The 13849-nt window shown below is 61.9% G+C and carries 16 protein-coding genes; 8 read left to right on the plus strand and 8 right to left on the minus strand.

Features of this window, described 5'->3' with window-relative positions; genetic code table 11:
• Both QQM37_RS02015 and QQM37_RS02020 read right to left on the minus strand, forming a co-directional pair.
• On the minus strand, positions 1-717 hold the full coding sequence (locus QQM37_RS02015; RefSeq protein WP_285724492.1) for an SRPBCC family protein: 717 nt from the start codon (positions 715-717) through the stop codon (positions 1-3).
• Positions 701-1366, minus strand: a complete 666-nt coding sequence (locus QQM37_RS02020; RefSeq protein WP_285724494.1) for an ArsR/SmtB family transcription factor — start codon at positions 1364-1366, stop codon at positions 701-703. Before QQM37_RS02020 ends, QQM37_RS02015 begins: the two co-directional genes overlap by 17 nt.
• A gap of 117 nt (positions 1367-1483) precedes the next feature.
• Here QQM37_RS02020 and QQM37_RS02025 point away from each other — a divergent pair, with 117 nt between their 5' ends.
• From QQM37_RS02025 to QQM37_RS02035, 3 genes are all read left to right on the plus strand, one after another.
• On the plus strand, positions 1484-2356 hold the full coding sequence (locus tag QQM37_RS02025; protein WP_285724496.1) for an alpha/beta fold hydrolase: 873 nt from the start codon (positions 1484-1486) through the stop codon (positions 2354-2356).
• 104 nt (positions 2357-2460) lie between these two features.
• Complete coding sequence (locus QQM37_RS02030) at positions 2461-2952, plus strand: DUF3054 domain-containing protein (protein WP_337250225.1); 492 nt, start codon at positions 2461-2463, stop codon at positions 2950-2952.
• A 14-nt stretch (positions 2953-2966) separates the two neighbouring features.
• The gene (locus tag QQM37_RS02035) at positions 2967-3248 is read left to right on the plus strand and encodes an Lrp/AsnC family transcriptional regulator (protein ID WP_285724498.1); all 282 of its coding nucleotides are present in this window, start codon (positions 2967-2969) and stop codon (positions 3246-3248) included.
• 49 nt (positions 3249-3297) lie between these two features.
• Here QQM37_RS02035 and trpD read toward each other — a convergent pair whose 3' ends face one another.
• Complete coding sequence (gene trpD / locus QQM37_RS02040) at positions 3298-4314, minus strand: anthranilate phosphoribosyltransferase (RefSeq protein ID WP_285724577.1); 1017 nt, start codon at positions 4312-4314, stop codon at positions 3298-3300.
• A 226-nt stretch (positions 4315-4540) separates the two neighbouring features.
• Between trpD and ctaE the strand changes: the two genes are divergently transcribed.
• The 4 genes from ctaE to qcrB all read left to right on the plus strand — a co-directional run bounded on the left by ctaE (position 4541) and on the right by qcrB (position 8855).
• Complete coding sequence (gene ctaE / locus QQM37_RS02045; RefSeq protein WP_474198333.1) at positions 4541-5179, plus strand: aa3-type cytochrome oxidase subunit III; 639 nt, start codon at positions 4541-4543, stop codon at positions 5177-5179.
• Between the two features lie 93 nt (positions 5180-5272).
• A complete protein-coding gene (gene qcrC, locus QQM37_RS02050) occupies positions 5273-6061 on the plus strand; it encodes a cytochrome bc1 complex diheme cytochrome c subunit (RefSeq protein ID WP_285724502.1) in 789 nt (262 codons plus the stop codon).
• Positions 6062-6126: 65 nt separating this feature from the next.
• The gene (gene qcrA, locus QQM37_RS02055) at positions 6127-7158 is read left to right on the plus strand and encodes a cytochrome bc1 complex Rieske iron-sulfur subunit (RefSeq protein WP_285724504.1); all 1032 of its coding nucleotides are present in this window, start codon (positions 6127-6129) and stop codon (positions 7156-7158) included.
• Positions 7159-7160: 2 nt separating this feature from the next.
• Complete coding sequence (gene qcrB, locus QQM37_RS02060; RefSeq protein WP_285724506.1) at positions 7161-8855, plus strand: cytochrome bc1 complex cytochrome b subunit; 1695 nt, start codon at positions 7161-7163, stop codon at positions 8853-8855.
• 116 nt (positions 8856-8971) lie between these two features.
• On the opposite strand, the gene QQM37_RS02065 is transcribed toward qcrB, so the two are convergent.
• On the minus strand, positions 8972-9754 hold the full coding sequence (locus QQM37_RS02065; RefSeq protein WP_285724508.1) for a GntR family transcriptional regulator: 783 nt from the start codon (positions 9752-9754) through the stop codon (positions 8972-8974).
• A 99-nt stretch (positions 9755-9853) separates the two neighbouring features.
• On the opposite strand from QQM37_RS02065, the gene QQM37_RS02070 reads away from it, so the two are divergent.
• Positions 9854-10162, plus strand: a complete 309-nt coding sequence (locus QQM37_RS02070) for an HPr family phosphocarrier protein (protein WP_337250226.1) — start codon at positions 9854-9856, stop codon at positions 10160-10162.
• A gap of 77 nt (positions 10163-10239) precedes the next feature.
• Here QQM37_RS02070 and QQM37_RS02075 read toward each other — a convergent pair whose 3' ends face one another.
• The 4 genes from QQM37_RS02075 to QQM37_RS02090 all read right to left on the minus strand — a co-directional run bounded on the left by QQM37_RS02075 (position 10240) and on the right by QQM37_RS02090 (position 13827).
• The gene (locus QQM37_RS02075) at positions 10240-10641 is read right to left on the minus strand and encodes a cytochrome c oxidase subunit 4 (protein WP_285724512.1); all 402 of its coding nucleotides are present in this window, start codon (positions 10639-10641) and stop codon (positions 10240-10242) included.
• A complete protein-coding gene (gene ctaD / locus QQM37_RS02080; protein WP_285724514.1) occupies positions 10638-12356 on the minus strand; it encodes an aa3-type cytochrome oxidase subunit I in 1719 nt (572 codons plus the stop codon). Before ctaD ends, QQM37_RS02075 begins: the two co-directional genes overlap by 4 nt.
• A 13-nt stretch (positions 12357-12369) precedes the next feature.
• The gene (gene ctaC, locus QQM37_RS02085) at positions 12370-13242 is read right to left on the minus strand and encodes an aa3-type cytochrome oxidase subunit II (RefSeq protein WP_285724516.1); all 873 of its coding nucleotides are present in this window, start codon (positions 13240-13242) and stop codon (positions 12370-12372) included.
• A gap of 219 nt (positions 13243-13461) precedes the next feature.
• Entirely contained in the window at positions 13462-13827 is a 366-nt protein-coding gene (locus QQM37_RS02090) for a HesB/IscA family protein (RefSeq protein WP_285724518.1), read from the minus strand.
• Positions 13828-13849: the final 22 nt, after the last annotated feature.

A 13849-nucleotide genomic window follows, 5' to 3' on the forward strand; every position in this document is an offset into this window, starting at 1 on the left:
CTACGCCGCGTACAGCCCGTTGAGCCACTCCTGCCAGGCTTCGCCGTCAGCTTGGGCGCCCTCCCCGAACTCGTGAACGGTGAGGCCGACGACGTCGCCGAAGGCGTTGCGTCCGAAGAATCGGTACAGCGCCTCGGAGGTTCGCACGCCCAGGAAGTGATCGGTGAGGTAGTCCACTGTGCCCTCCACCAGCCCCTTGCCTGGTACCTGGAAGCTTACCGGCACGCCATTTTCGGTTGCCTTCACTGCCTCCAGAACCCGGAGGAAGGCATCAGGTGCGCCAGAGGCTTCCGGACCCCGCACCTCGGCAAAAGCAGCACTGCGTCCGGGAAAGTACTTCACGTACTGGCCCAGGGTGTGCTGGTAGAAATCGGTATGCAGACGCACGCCATCGTACTGATTAGCCCACTGGTCATCGTCCAGATCCTGCAGGAAGATGCCCGCGTGCTGGTAGCGGATCCAGGCGCCATCGCCATCGGGCTCGATGCCGTAGTCGAGAGTGTTGTAGAACCCCTCCTGAGTCTCGAGGTGATTGGCGAAGTGACGCGGAGGCTCCCAGGCGGTCACCTTGCTGCCGAAGGGGCCGCTGCCGCCCTGCCGGGGTTCGACCTCCATGGGCCAGAGCCAGCCAGCGTTTCCTGTGGTCACGGCATCCCAGACCACCTCCGGGCTGGCGTCAAGATGGTTTTCGGTCCTGATATCAAATGTCCTGCTCATGATGACCTTCCTGGGTTGAATCGAGCATCTGTAGGTAGGAATCGGCGGAAGCCGAAGATTCAGGTACCGGTCGGGTGACCGAAGGGTGCAGGGCGAACATCAGTCGATGCTTCCGGGCGTGTGGGGCGTGAGGGCGGTCGTACTTTGCCAGCAGGGTGGCGATCCCGACGCTCAGTTCTTCGGTGAATGCTGCGCGATCAGCCAGGGAGGCAAAGCTCACTTCGCCATCCAGTGCCACGGTGGCAAGTTTCTGCCCGGTCGCCTGAGCTCCGCGCATCAGGGTGCTGAGATCCTCAATCAGTCTGGCTGCCAGTGCGATCATCCATCGAGCCGAAAAGCGGTCCGGAGCGTCACCAGGATCAGGCGCCAGACCACGGAGTGGTTCGGTGGAGATGACGTAACTGGCAGCGGACGCCTGCATCACGCGCTCCGTCATGTTCCCCTTGCGCCGCTCCTCCACCACCGTGATGAGACCATACTCCTCCAGCGACTTGAGGTAGTAGTTGATCTTCTGTCGGCTCAGGTCAAAGTGCTCGGCCAGTCGACTTGCCGAGGACGGCTCCTTCAGCGCTGCCAGCAACGCCGCCCGCCGGGGGTCCAGAGAGGCTTCAGCGGCCCGAGGATCGTTGATCACCATCAACTCCTGCATGAATCCCACTCTTTCACCGACAACTTTTCTTGTCAATAGGTTTCCGAGACTCCTGAGGGATGCCGGGAACGGAGTCGATAGTCTGGAAAGACTCCGACGGGAAGGTCTCATACCGCCATGGAAGCATCAACGCCCACCAGAACAGGATTCACCAGCATCGAGTCGCAGCAGCGCCATGACCGGGCATATCAACGTGCTCTCAATGCGCTGATGCCGAAGGGGTTTGCCCCTTCGGACCTGAGCACCAGCGCGGGCACCGTGCGCTACTACGAGGGGCCTGCGGGCGGAAATCCTACGCGTCGGGTGCGACGGACCGTGGTCCTGCTTGGTGGAGTCGCCTCCCCCGCTTTCAGCTGGTTCAGGGTCATTCCCGCGCTGGCGCTCGAGCACAGGGTGATCGTGATCGACACCCTGGGTGAGGCCGGAGCCTCGCGTCCGCACCCAGGCCACCAGGGCTCCTTATGGCTCGATGCCGTCCTGAGACAGCTCAATCCGGCTCCCCGCCGGTTCCACCTGCTCGCCTCCGGCAGTGCGGCATCGACCGCGGTAACCTTCGCCCACCGCAATCCCGGGGTGCGCCGACTGACCCTGGTCGAGCCATGGTTTGCCGACAGTCACCCGCGCCTGCTGACTTTGCGGCAATGGGGACACGCGGTCCGGACGCTGCTCCGCGAACTGCTCCCTGGCACCGGGCACCACTCCAGCGAGCCTGCCGTACTTGCAGGCTATCGACGCGCAGCTATCGGCTTTCGCCGTGCAGACGCAGGCTCCAGCCTCACGGTTGCTGAGCTGACGACACTGTCGATGCCGGTGCGGGTGCTGCTCGCTGCAGACGCGGGCCCGATGCCCCGGGCGAGAGGCAGAGCCGACTGGCTGGAGCAGGCCGAGCGTGCCGCACCGCAGGCGCAGTGGGAACTCATCCCGCATGTTGGCAAGGATCTGGCGCAGGAAGCGCCGAACGTCCTCACCGCAGCCGTGTTGCGCGGCTGATCGGGCGTTGCGGGGCTGAACGCGCTGCCGAAGACCAGGAATATCGAGGCTCGCCAGCAGGCCGCGATTCACCGTCCCGGCGCAGACGCTGCTAGCCTGCCAGCGTGACTTCCCCTGACGTGCCTTCTGACGAATCCCCTGAGTTGAGCCCGGCGGCCCAACCCCATCCAGAGGAAACCCATCCGGAGGAAGCCCACCCGGAGGAAGATCGGCAACGTAGCACCTCCTCCACCGGGCGCGTGCTGTATGCCATCGTGGCCGATATGGTGCTGATCCTGCTTTTTGCCGTCATCGGGCGCAGCAGCCATCAGGAGGGCGATCCGATTCTCGGGGCCCTGGCCACGGCCTGGCCGTTTCTCTCCGGCGCGCTTCTGGGCTGGCTCGTCGCACGATTGTGGCAGGCTCCGCTGCGTGTGTGGCCCCATGGCGTCTGCCTGGTCATCATCACCGTGATCGGCGGCGTCGTCCTGCGCCTGCTGACGGGGAAAACGGCGGAGATCAGTTTCGTCATCGTCGCCACCGTGGTGCTGGCGGTCTTCCTGCTCGGACATCGGCTGATTGCCGGCCTGATCCTCCGCCGCCGGGCCGCAAACTGAGCTACCCTGATCTCGTGATCACTGCATTTGTTCTGATTAAGACCCGCGTCGACCGCATTCCTGAAGCAGCTCAGGAGATCTCTGAGATTCCGGGGATCAGCGAGGTCTATTCGGTCACCGGGGAATGGGATCTGATTGCTGTCGCCCGGGTCAGTCGCCACGATGATCTGGCAGATGTGATCGCCGATCGGCTCTCCAAGGTGGACGGTGTGCAGACCACGAGCACTCAGATTTCTTTCCGGGCCTACTCTCGGCACGACCTCGACGCTGCCTTTTCGCTCGGCTTCGAACACTGACCCTCTGCCACGTGGGTCATCGGTCACTCAGGCGATGTGAGCACTGATGCTACTGGGCTGAGCTGAAGGCCACCCAACGCTCCAGGGCCTGCGCGGCTGCGCCGCTGTCGACGGCCTCACCTGCCACCTGCAGAGCCACCCGCATGCGCTCCTCCAGCGGACCCGAGCTCTCCGCATCGAAGGACACAAGTCCGGCAGCGGCATTGAGCAACACCGCATTGCGCACCGGCCCCGGCTTTCCGCGGAGCAGTTCACGGGCGGTCTCCGCGTTATAGGTGGCATCCTTGCCTTGCAGATCGGAAATCTGTGCCAGAGGCAGGCCGAGTTCACGGGGGTCAAGTGTGCTTTCAGTGACCGTGCCCTCCCGGAACTCCCACACCCGCGAGCTCGTGGTGATGGTCAACTCATCCAGCCCGTCATCTCCCCGGAACACCAGTCCGCGGCTGCCACGCTCTGCCAGCACGCCGGCCAGCAGGGGTGCCATCCGCGCATCGGCCACTCCCACCGCCGAGGCGCTCACTCTGCCAGGATTCGTCAGTGGGCCCAGAAAATTCAGAGCCGTGGGAATGGCCATCTCGCGCCGTGGGACCGAGGTGTAGCGAAACGAGGGATGGAACACCTGCGCAAAGCAGAAGGTGATGCCCACTTCTGCGGCGGCATGCGCCACGGAATCGATGGGCAGATCCAGCCGGACCCCCAGAGCCTCCAGTACATCGGCCGAGCCGGTGGTCGACGATGACGCCCGGTTGCCATGCTTGACGATGCGCACCCCGGCCCCGGCGCAGACCAGGGCGGCCATGGTGGAGATATTGACGGTGTTCAGCCTGTCTCCCCCGGTACCCACGATGTCGAGCGCCTCACCGTCAAAGGGCAACGGGTTCGCCTTCTCCAGCATGGCGTCAGCCAGTCCGGCAAGCTCCTCCACGGTTTCCTTCTTGGCCCGCAGCGCTACCAGGAAGCCTGCGATCTGAGAATCCGTGGCGGAGCCGGACATGATCACATCCATTGCCCAGTTGGTCTGTTCCCGACTCAGATTCCTGCCGGCGATCAGTTCGGTCAGGAGCATCGGCCAGCTCGGGGAGGATGGACCACTCGGGTTCGGGGCAACAGTCACCTCCTGATGGTATCGAGGGAGTCCATCCTCCAGCCAATGTGAATCGGAGGTCGGATCAGGCCCCGCATCCCCCGGCCGATCCGGGAACTTCTGGTCGATTTCGTGCGTTTGTAGAAAAAGATGCCTGCCAGGGCATTTCGCATTGGGCACTGGGCGGTTTTACCGACATAATGTCTTTGTGACATCTGTGACTCAAGCATCAGGCACCCCGGCGCACCCCACCCTCAACCGGCCGAACATGGTTTCGGTCGGCACGGTGGTCTGGCTCTCCAGTGAACTCATGTTCTTCGCGGGCCTCTTCGCCATGTATTTCACCTTGCGATCCACCTCAGGTGGACTCTGGGCGGAGGAAACAGCCAAGCTGAACTTCCCCTTTGCCCTGGTGAACACCATCGTTCTGGTTTCCAGCTCCTTCAGCTGCCAGATGGGTGTTTTCGCCGCCGAACGGCTGCAGCCCCGCCGCACCGGTGGACTGTTCGCTTTCAGTAAGTGGGGGATGAACGAGTGGTTCATCCTGACCTTCATCCTGGGCGCGATCTTCGTCGCCGGCCAGTCGACTGAATACGCGATGCTGACCTCCGAGCACGTCACGCTCAACGCCAACGCCTATGGCTCAGCGTTCTACATGACCACCGGTTTCCACGGCCTCCACGTCATCGGCGGCCTGGTCGCCTTCCTGTTCATCATCGGCAGGGCGTACATCGCCAAGCGGTTCGGACACTTTGAGGCCACCAGCGCGATTGTCACCTCCTACTACTGGCACTTTGTCGATGTGGTGTGGATCGGCCTCTTCCTGGTCATCTATGTCCTCAAATAAGCCATGGCGTCCCCTGTGGGCGTTGCACATTACTACAGACTGGGACGGCTACTACTCAGCGGCCGTCGGATCGAGAAGCAAAGGAACGACCAGGTGAGGGCACTATCACAGAAGCGGCGGCATCCGCTGGCGGTTCTTTCGTTGCTGTTGTTGGGCCTACTGGTGACCGGTGGTCTCTATAGCATCGCGACGACGGTCAACCAGGCGAAAGCTGAGACCGCTACGTACAGCGCCGATGACGTCAAAGAAGGCGAGAAGCTCTTCACCGCCAACTGCGCCACCTGCCACGGTATGGGAGCCAGCGGTAGCGCAGCAGGCCCTTCGCTGGTCGGCGTGGGCGCAGCCGCGGTTGACTTCCAGGTTGGAACCGGTCGTATGCCCCTGCAGATGCAGGGACCTCAGGCCTACCAGAAGCCGCAGCAGTTCAACGCAGAGCAGACCAAGCAGCTTGCCGCCTATGTGGCGAGCCTGGGAGCCGGCCCCGCCATCCCGTCCGCTGAGTTCCTGGACGGCAAGGGAAATGCGACCGAAGGCGGCGAGCTCTTCCGCGTCAACTGCGCCATGTGCCACAACGCCGCCGCTGCCGGTGGCGCTCTGACCCAGGGTAAGTTCGCGCCAACCCTGAACGGGGTCACTCCTCAGCACATCTACGAAGCGATGATCACCGGACCGCAGAACATGCCGGTCTTCAACGACGCCAACATCAGCCCCGAGGGTAAGCGTGACATCATCACCTTCCTGAAGACGATTGAGGCGAACGGTTCTCCCGGTGGAGCTGACCTGGGCGCGCTTGGCCCGGTCTCAGAAGGTCTTTTCGTCTGGATTGCCGGTCTCGGCATGGTGATTGCTTTCACCATCTGGCTGACCTCCAGAACCTCCTGATCACCTCAGGACCCCACTCGTGAAGTACTTCCCGACCGCTCGGGATCTTAGAAGGAAGAAGGACAATGGGCGAGCATAGTGACGACAGGCCGACAGGGTCGGACGTCGAAGCTAAGGCTGGTCAAGCGATGACGGAGAAGTTCGACAACCCCGGACTTCCACCGCACCGCCCCCGCCTGGCAGACACCAACCCGCGGGCGGCCAAGCGTGCCGAACGCCAGGTCGTGATTCTGTTCTGCATTTCGGTGCTGGGCACTCTGCTGACCTTCTTTGCTTACTTCGGCGTGCATCTCGATCAGACCGTCGGGACTCTGCGTCTGCAGAACCTGCTGCTCGGTCTGGGTACCGCCTTCGCGATGCTCGGCATCGGCACCGGCATCGTGCACTGGGCCAAGAGCCTGATGCCCGATCATGAGGTCATCGAAGAGCGGCACCCTCTGCGTACTGAAGAGGACCGCAAGGAAGCCGTGCAGATCGTTGACACGATCGTTGAGGAAAGCGGCATCAAGCGTCGCCCGCTGATCCGCAACACCTTGATCGGCGCCATCGCCATCGCACCTCTTCCGGCGATCATCATGTTCCGCGATCTGGACCAGACGCTGAATGTCGACAAGCTGCGTCACACCATGTGGAAAGAGGGCACCCGTCTGGTGCGCGACCCCACCGGTACGCCCATCAAGGCCTCCGATGTGACCATCGGTTCCGCGTTCCACGTCATCCCCGATGGGCTCAACGAGCTCAAGGAGAACAAGCTTAACGAGAAGGCCAAGGCCGTCGTTCTGTTGATGCGGCTGAATCCTGATGAGCTTCATCCCTCGCCCGGTCGCGAAAACTGGGGCTACAACGGCATCGTTGCCTACTCCAAGATCTGCACCCACGTCGGTTGCCCGGTGGCACTCTACGAGCAGCAGACCCACCACCTGCTCTGCCCCTGCCACCAGTCAACCTTCGACCTGACGCAGGAATGCAAGGTCATCTTCGGCCCGGCCAACAGGGCGCTGCCCCAGCTGCCGATCGCGGTGGACTCCGAGGGCTACCTGGTGGCGCAGAGCGATTTCCATGAACCTGTCGGTCCGAGCTACTGGGAGCGTGGCTGATCATGAGCAGCGCAACAACTGATTCCACATTCACCCCCAGCACCAAGGTGGGGCGAATCACCGATTTTGTCGATCAGCGCGTCGGTGGCTCCGGCATTCTCAAGGAGTTCGGCCGTAAGGTCTTCCCGGATCACTGGAGCTTCATGTTCGGTGAGGTGGCGCTGTACTGCTTCGTCATCCTGCTGCTCTCGGGCACCTTCCTGACCTTCTTCTTCGACCCCTCGATGGCGGAGACCATTTACCACGGTTCGTATGTTCCGTTGAAGGGCGCTGAAACCTCAGTGGCCTTCTCCTCCTCGATGAACATCTCCTTTGATGTCCGCGGTGGCCTGTTCATCCGCCAGATCCACCACTGGGCGGCTCTGCTTTTCGTGGCATCGGTGGCGGTCCACATGCTCCGTGTGTTCTTCACCGGTGCTTTCCGCAAGCCGCGCGAACTCAACTGGGTGGTCGGTGGCACGCTGGTCATCCTGTCCCTGGCGGCAGGCTTCACCGGCTACTCGCTCCCCGATGATCTGCTCTCCGGCAACGGTCTGCGCATCATCGACGGCGTGATCAAGTCGATCCCGATCATCGGTTCCTATATCTCGTTCTTCCTCTTCGGTGGCGAGTTCCCGGGATCGGCCATCATTGGTCGCCTCTACGTACTGCACATCCTGCTGATTCCGGCCATCATCCTGCTGATGGTGGTGATCCACCTCTTCATGGTGGTGGTGCACAAGCACACGCAGTACCCGGGCCCCGGTCGCACCGACAACAACGTGGTCGGCTACCCGCTCGGCCCGGTGTACGCCGCCAAGGCCGGTGGCTTCTTCTTCATCGTCTTCGGCATCGTCGCCATCATGGCAGCGGCCTTCACGATCAACCCGATCTGGAACTATGGCCCCTACGACCCCTCACCGGTGTCCGCGGGTACGCAGCCTGACTGGTACATCGGCTGGGTGGACGGCGCTCTGCGCCTGATGCCGGGCTGGCTCTGGGACTTCCCCTTCGAATACCACATCCCCACTCCCTGGGGTGGAAACACCTTGTCGCTGAACATTCTGTTGCCCGCTCTGGTGCCGGCCGGGATCGTGTTCACGGTGCTGTTCACCTACCCCTGGATCGAGCGGTGGATCACTCGCGACGATCGTGTTCACAATGTGCTGGACCGCCCGCGCAACGCGCCGACCCGTACCGGAATCGGTGTGGCCGGCATCGTCTTCTACTGCGTCATGTGGGCAGCTGCCAGCTCCGACCTGATCGCAACCCACTTCCACGTTTCGCTGAACGACGTGACCTACTGGTTGCGCGCACTGTTCTTCATCGGCCCGGTCATCGGCTACCAGGTGGCTAAGCGCATCGCTCTGGCGCTGCAGCGCAAGGACCGTGAGATCGTGCTGCACGGCCGGGAGACTGGTCGTATCATCCGACTCCCCCACGGCGAGTACAAGGAAAAGCACGCTCAGCTCGATGAGTTCAAGCGCTACCGTCTGGTCAGCTTTGAATCCCCCACCGTGCTGCCTGGCCAGCCCAACGCGAAGGGCATCGTGGACCGCAAGGAGAAGCGACGCGCTCTGTTCTCCCGCTGGTTCTTCGAGGACCGTGTTGCCCCGGTGACACCCACCGAATACCGTGCAGCCCTGGAGCATGCACACCATGAGGAGCACGCCGATCACGAGGCCCTGGAGGCCAATGATAAGGCGCTGACTCACTAGTCAGGTCTGACAGAAGAGGGTGGACTCCGCTACAGCGGAGTCCACCCTCTTCTGTGTGTAGGCATGCCGGTTCGAAGTCATATCGGTGCAGGCTTTCCCAGACTGCTGGCTGCCCTTCAGCCGCGACGACGGGCCTGCATCTGGCGTGTGCTCCGTACCCCGGGCCGCTGAAGGGGCACCCAGAGCTTGTAGCGGTCCGCCCGGTAGTAGGAGACCGAATAGTCAACGACGATCCCGGAGACGAAGGCATGGCGCTGGATCTTCAGGAGAGGCGAGCCGGCATCCACCTTCAGTTGTCGGGCCAGGACAGGGTTCGCTGCAGCCGCTTCGATCATGTCCTCTCCCCACTCCATCACCAGGCCGTACCGCTCACCCAGCACGTTGTAGAGGGAACTGGGAGGTGGCTCCTCCGTGATACCAGGGACACGATAGGCCGGAATGAAGTTCTCATCGACGCTCATGGGGGCTCCGTCGGCCAGCAGCAAACGACGGAACCGCACCACCAGCTGTGACTCGCCCAGCTGCAGCTCCCGGGCGATCGCAGGCCCAGCCGGGATCAGCTCAAAATCAAGGACCTTGGCGTCCGGCACCATCCCCCGACGCTGCATCTCTTCCGAATACGAGGTCAGCTTCACCTGAAGGTCCAGCTTGGGGCGCCGCAGATAGGTGCCCACCCCCACCACGCGTTCCAGAAGGTTCTCCGCCACGAGAAGATCGATGGCCTGGCGCACGGTCATCCGGGCGACGCCGAAGTGGGCGCAGAGTTCGCGCTCCGAGGGCAGCAACGCGTCATGCTTCGCGTTCGCGGCGTAGGCGCGCAGGAAGTCAGCCAGTTGGCGGTAAATTGGAACGGTTGATGTCCGATCGATCCCGCCGGTGATCCGCAGCCGTATTGCCATGGGGTAAGCCTAGGCGTCGGGGGTCATCACCGGCGAGTTTCGCTTCCGGGAACTCGCCATTGCACCGTCGTGTCCAGAGAGGAAACCTGAGCAATGCTCATGCGTCAAACAGTCATCGGCTCGGCCATCGGCCTGCACGCCCGGCCAGCAGCCGAATTCGTCCGGGCTGTCACCCAGACGGCGCTTCCGGTACGCATCCGGGCGGTCCAGGAGCCCACGGATGGCTCCAGACCGAGGGAGGCCGATGCGCGCAGCCTCCTGGAAGTCATGACCGCAGACTTCGCGCATGGCGACGCTGTCTATCTGAGCGTGGACGATGCGGAGTTGGTGGGCGTCCAGCAACAGGATCAGAGCGCCATCGGCCTCATGCTGGAGGAGTTGGGAACCTTTCTGTCCGAACAAAATTAATGCTACATGCCGGAGGGCCCGCACTGTCAGTGCGGGCCCTCCGGCATGTAACGCTCAGAACCGAGTGCTCAGGTCAATCAGTGTGCGTGATCGCCTCGGCTGTATTCGAAGACCCAGCCGACCAGACCGATGGCGGCCAGACCTGCGGCGATGAAGACGATCCACCAGCCCACAGCAAGTCCGAGGAAGCCACAGGCGCAGGCTGAGGCCAGTACCAGTGGCCACCAGCTCCATGGGCTGAAGTGGCCCTGCTCGCCGGCGCCTTCGTAGATCTCACCATTAGGACGGTCCTCAGGACGGTCGCCGACGCGCCGGGCGGTGAAAGCCAGGTAGAACCCGATCATGGCGGCCAGACCAGCCACCAGCAGGATCCCAAGAATGCCGACCCATTCAGACCAGTTGGTCATGAAGGCGTAGACCACATCCACGATCAGAAAGAACGGGATGCCCATGTAGAAGAGCTTTGACTCAACCTTCACTTGGACTCCTCCGATGTCGAGCCGCTTACGGCGACGAGTTCATGCTTCGGAGCGGCCCACTGGGCGAGCTCGGGATGGTGCAGGTCCAGCGCGGGACGCTCGGAGCGGATACGGGGCAGCGAGGTGAAGTTGTGCCGCGGCGGAGGGCAGGATGTAGCCCACTCCAGCGAGGCACCGAAGCCCCAGGGATCATCCACCGTGACCTTCTTCTTGGACCGCCAGGTGATGTACACGTTCCAGAAGAACGGAATCAGCGAAGCGCCCAGCACGAAGGAGGAAATCGTGGAGAACTGGTTCATCCAGGTGAAGCCGTCCTGCGGCAGGTAGTCCGCGTAACGACGCGGCATACCGAGGACGCCCAGCCAGTGCTGGATCAGGAAGGTGCCGTGGAAACCCAGGAAGAGGAGCCAGAAGTGGATCTTACCCAGACGCTCGTTGAGCATCTTGCCGGTCCACTTGGGCCACCAGAAGTAGAATCCGGCGAACATCGCGAACACCACAGTGCCGAAGACCACATAGTGGAAGTGCGCCACGACGAAGTAGGTGTCCGAGACGTGGAAGTCCAGCGGCGGCGAGGCCAGGATGATGCCGGTCAGCCCTCCGAAGAGGAAGGTCACCAGGAAGCCGAGGCTCCACAGCATGGGTGTCTCGAAGGTGATCGATCCGCGCCACATGGTGCCGATCCAGTTGAAGAACTTCACGCCCGTCGGGACCGCGATCAGCATCGTCATGAAGGAGAAGAACGGCAGCAGAACCGAACCGGTGACGTACATGTGGTGAGCCCACACCGTGACCGAGAGCGCTGCGATGGAGATGGTGGCGTACACCAGACCCTTGTAACCGAAGATCGGCTTGCGGCTGAACACCGGGAAGATCTCGGAGACGATGCCGAAGAACGGCAGGGCGATGATGTACACCTCGGGGTGGCCGAAGAACCAGAAGAGGTGCTGCCACAGGATGGCGCCGCCATTCTCCGGGTCAAAGATATGAGCTCCGAAGCGTCGATCAGCACCCAGTGCGAACAGGGCGGCAGCCAGAGGCGGGAAGGCCATCAAGACCAGAATCGCGGTCACCAGGGTGTTCCAGGTGAAAATCGGCATACGCCACATCGTCATACCAGGGGCACGCATGCAGATGATCGTGGTGATGAAGTTGACCGCACCCAGAATGGTTCCGAAGCCGGAAAGCGCCAGACCGAAGACCCAGAGGTCGCCGCCGACACCGGGCGTGAAAGTGGTGTTCGACAGGGGCGCATAGGCGAACCAGCCGAAGGACGCTGCGCCCTGCGGAGTGATGAATCCGGAAACCGCGATCGTGCTGCCGAAGAGGAAGAACCAGAAGGCCAGCGCGTTCAGTCGCGGGAAGGCAACGTCAGGAGCACCGATCTGCAGTGGCATCACCACATTGGCAAACCCGGCGAACAAAGGGGTGGCGAACATCAGGAGCATGATCGTGCCATGCATGGTGAAGAGCTGGTTGTACTGCTCTTTGGTCTGCAGAATCTGCATACCGGGCTCGAAGAGCTCGGCGCGGATCAGCAGGGCCATCACCCCACCGATGCAGAAGAAGATGAACGAGGCAATCAGGTACATATACCCGATCGTCTTGTGGTCGGTCGAGGTGATCCAGTTGACGACGATGCGCCCCTTGGAGACCGGAACCACCGGAGCCTCGATACCGGCGTGGCCGGTGGCTGAATATTCGTAGGTCGACACCTGTCCGAGCCCCTTACTTCTTCTCGTTGAGGTTTGGATTGCGGTTGTACTGATCGCCAAGGTTGCCGATGTTGCCGGCCTTCTTCAGATCAGCCAAATGTGCCTGGAATTCCTGCTCCGAGACTACCTTCACCCGGAATAGCATCTCCGAGTGGTACTCACCGCAGAGTTCAGCACACTTACCATCGAAGGTGCCCTCCTTCTGGGGAGTGAACGTGATGTAGTTCGTTTTGCCGGGGATCATGTCCCGCTTCTGCAGGAAGGCCGGAACCCAGAAGGAGTGGATCACATCACGGGAGTTGAGCTGAAGCTCCACGGTCTTGCCGACCGGCAGGTAGAGAGTGGGGATCTTGTTCAGATCAACCGGGCCGTTGCCGAGCGTGACCTGCACGCCGCCGTCGTACACGGCTTCCTTCACGTCGTTACCCGCCACGTAGTTGAAGTCCCAGGACCACTGCTTGCCGCGGACGTCGATGGTCACCTGAGGGTTGGGATCCCGGGCGTCGATCGCCTGCTGGTCGCGATCGGTGAAGTAGAAGAACACCAGCACCATGAACAGCGGGATCGTCAGGTAGAAGACCTCCAGCGGGAGGTTGTACGAAATCTGCCGGGGGTACCCCACGGTGTCCTTGCGGCGACGGTAGGCGATGATGCACCAGATGATCAGGCCCCAGGTGATCACACCGACTGCCAGCGCAGCGATCCAGGAATTGACCCAGAGGTCAATAACGGATCCTGTGTGGTTGGTGACTCCGGGTTCGCTGGGCAACCAGCCATTCTTCGCTTCGGGAGTACATGCCGACAGCACGAATGCTGTGATCAGCCCGGTGGCAATCACCGCCACCATCTTGGTGTAACGGCTGCCGTTTCGGTTCTGCGAACTCACAGACGGCCCTTCCTGTTGTTGCTTCTGGCCTGGGCCGAAACGGCGGCCAGATATCTTCAAAAACTGAGTTCTACTACTGCCTGTAGAGGGCATTCCCTTAGAGCTTACCGCGCCCGGGAACTTTTTGCGCACACCCTGTCCAGTGAGTCAGCGACTCGGCCCTGGAACGCACGAATGGCCCGGAAAACCGGGCCATTCGCAGGGTGTTTTACGTGCGGATCAGTGGAAGGAATCACCGCAGGCGCAGGAGCCCTGCGCATTGGGATTGTCGATCGTGAACCCCTGTTTGGAGATGGTGTCCTCGAAGTCGATGCTCGCCCCCTCAAGGTACGGGACGCTCATCTTGTCCACCACGACCTCGACGCCGTCGAAATCACGAACGGCATCGCCGTCCAGCACTCGCTCATCGAAGTACAGCTGGTAGATCAACCCAGAACATCCGCCGGGCTGCACGGCGACTCGCAATCGCAAATCGGTGCGCCCCTCCTGTTCCAGAAGGCTACGGACTTTACCGGCCGCGACATCGCTCAACGCCACTCCGTGCGTCGGCAATTCGGTCTCGACTACTTCAGTCGTGGAGCTCATGCTGCTTTCCTTACTCTCGGTA

It is taken from the genome of Psychromicrobium xiongbiense (assembly GCF_030271165.1).
GTDB classification, from domain to species: Bacteria; Actinomycetota; Actinomycetes; order Actinomycetales; family Micrococcaceae; genus Renibacterium; species Renibacterium xiongbiense.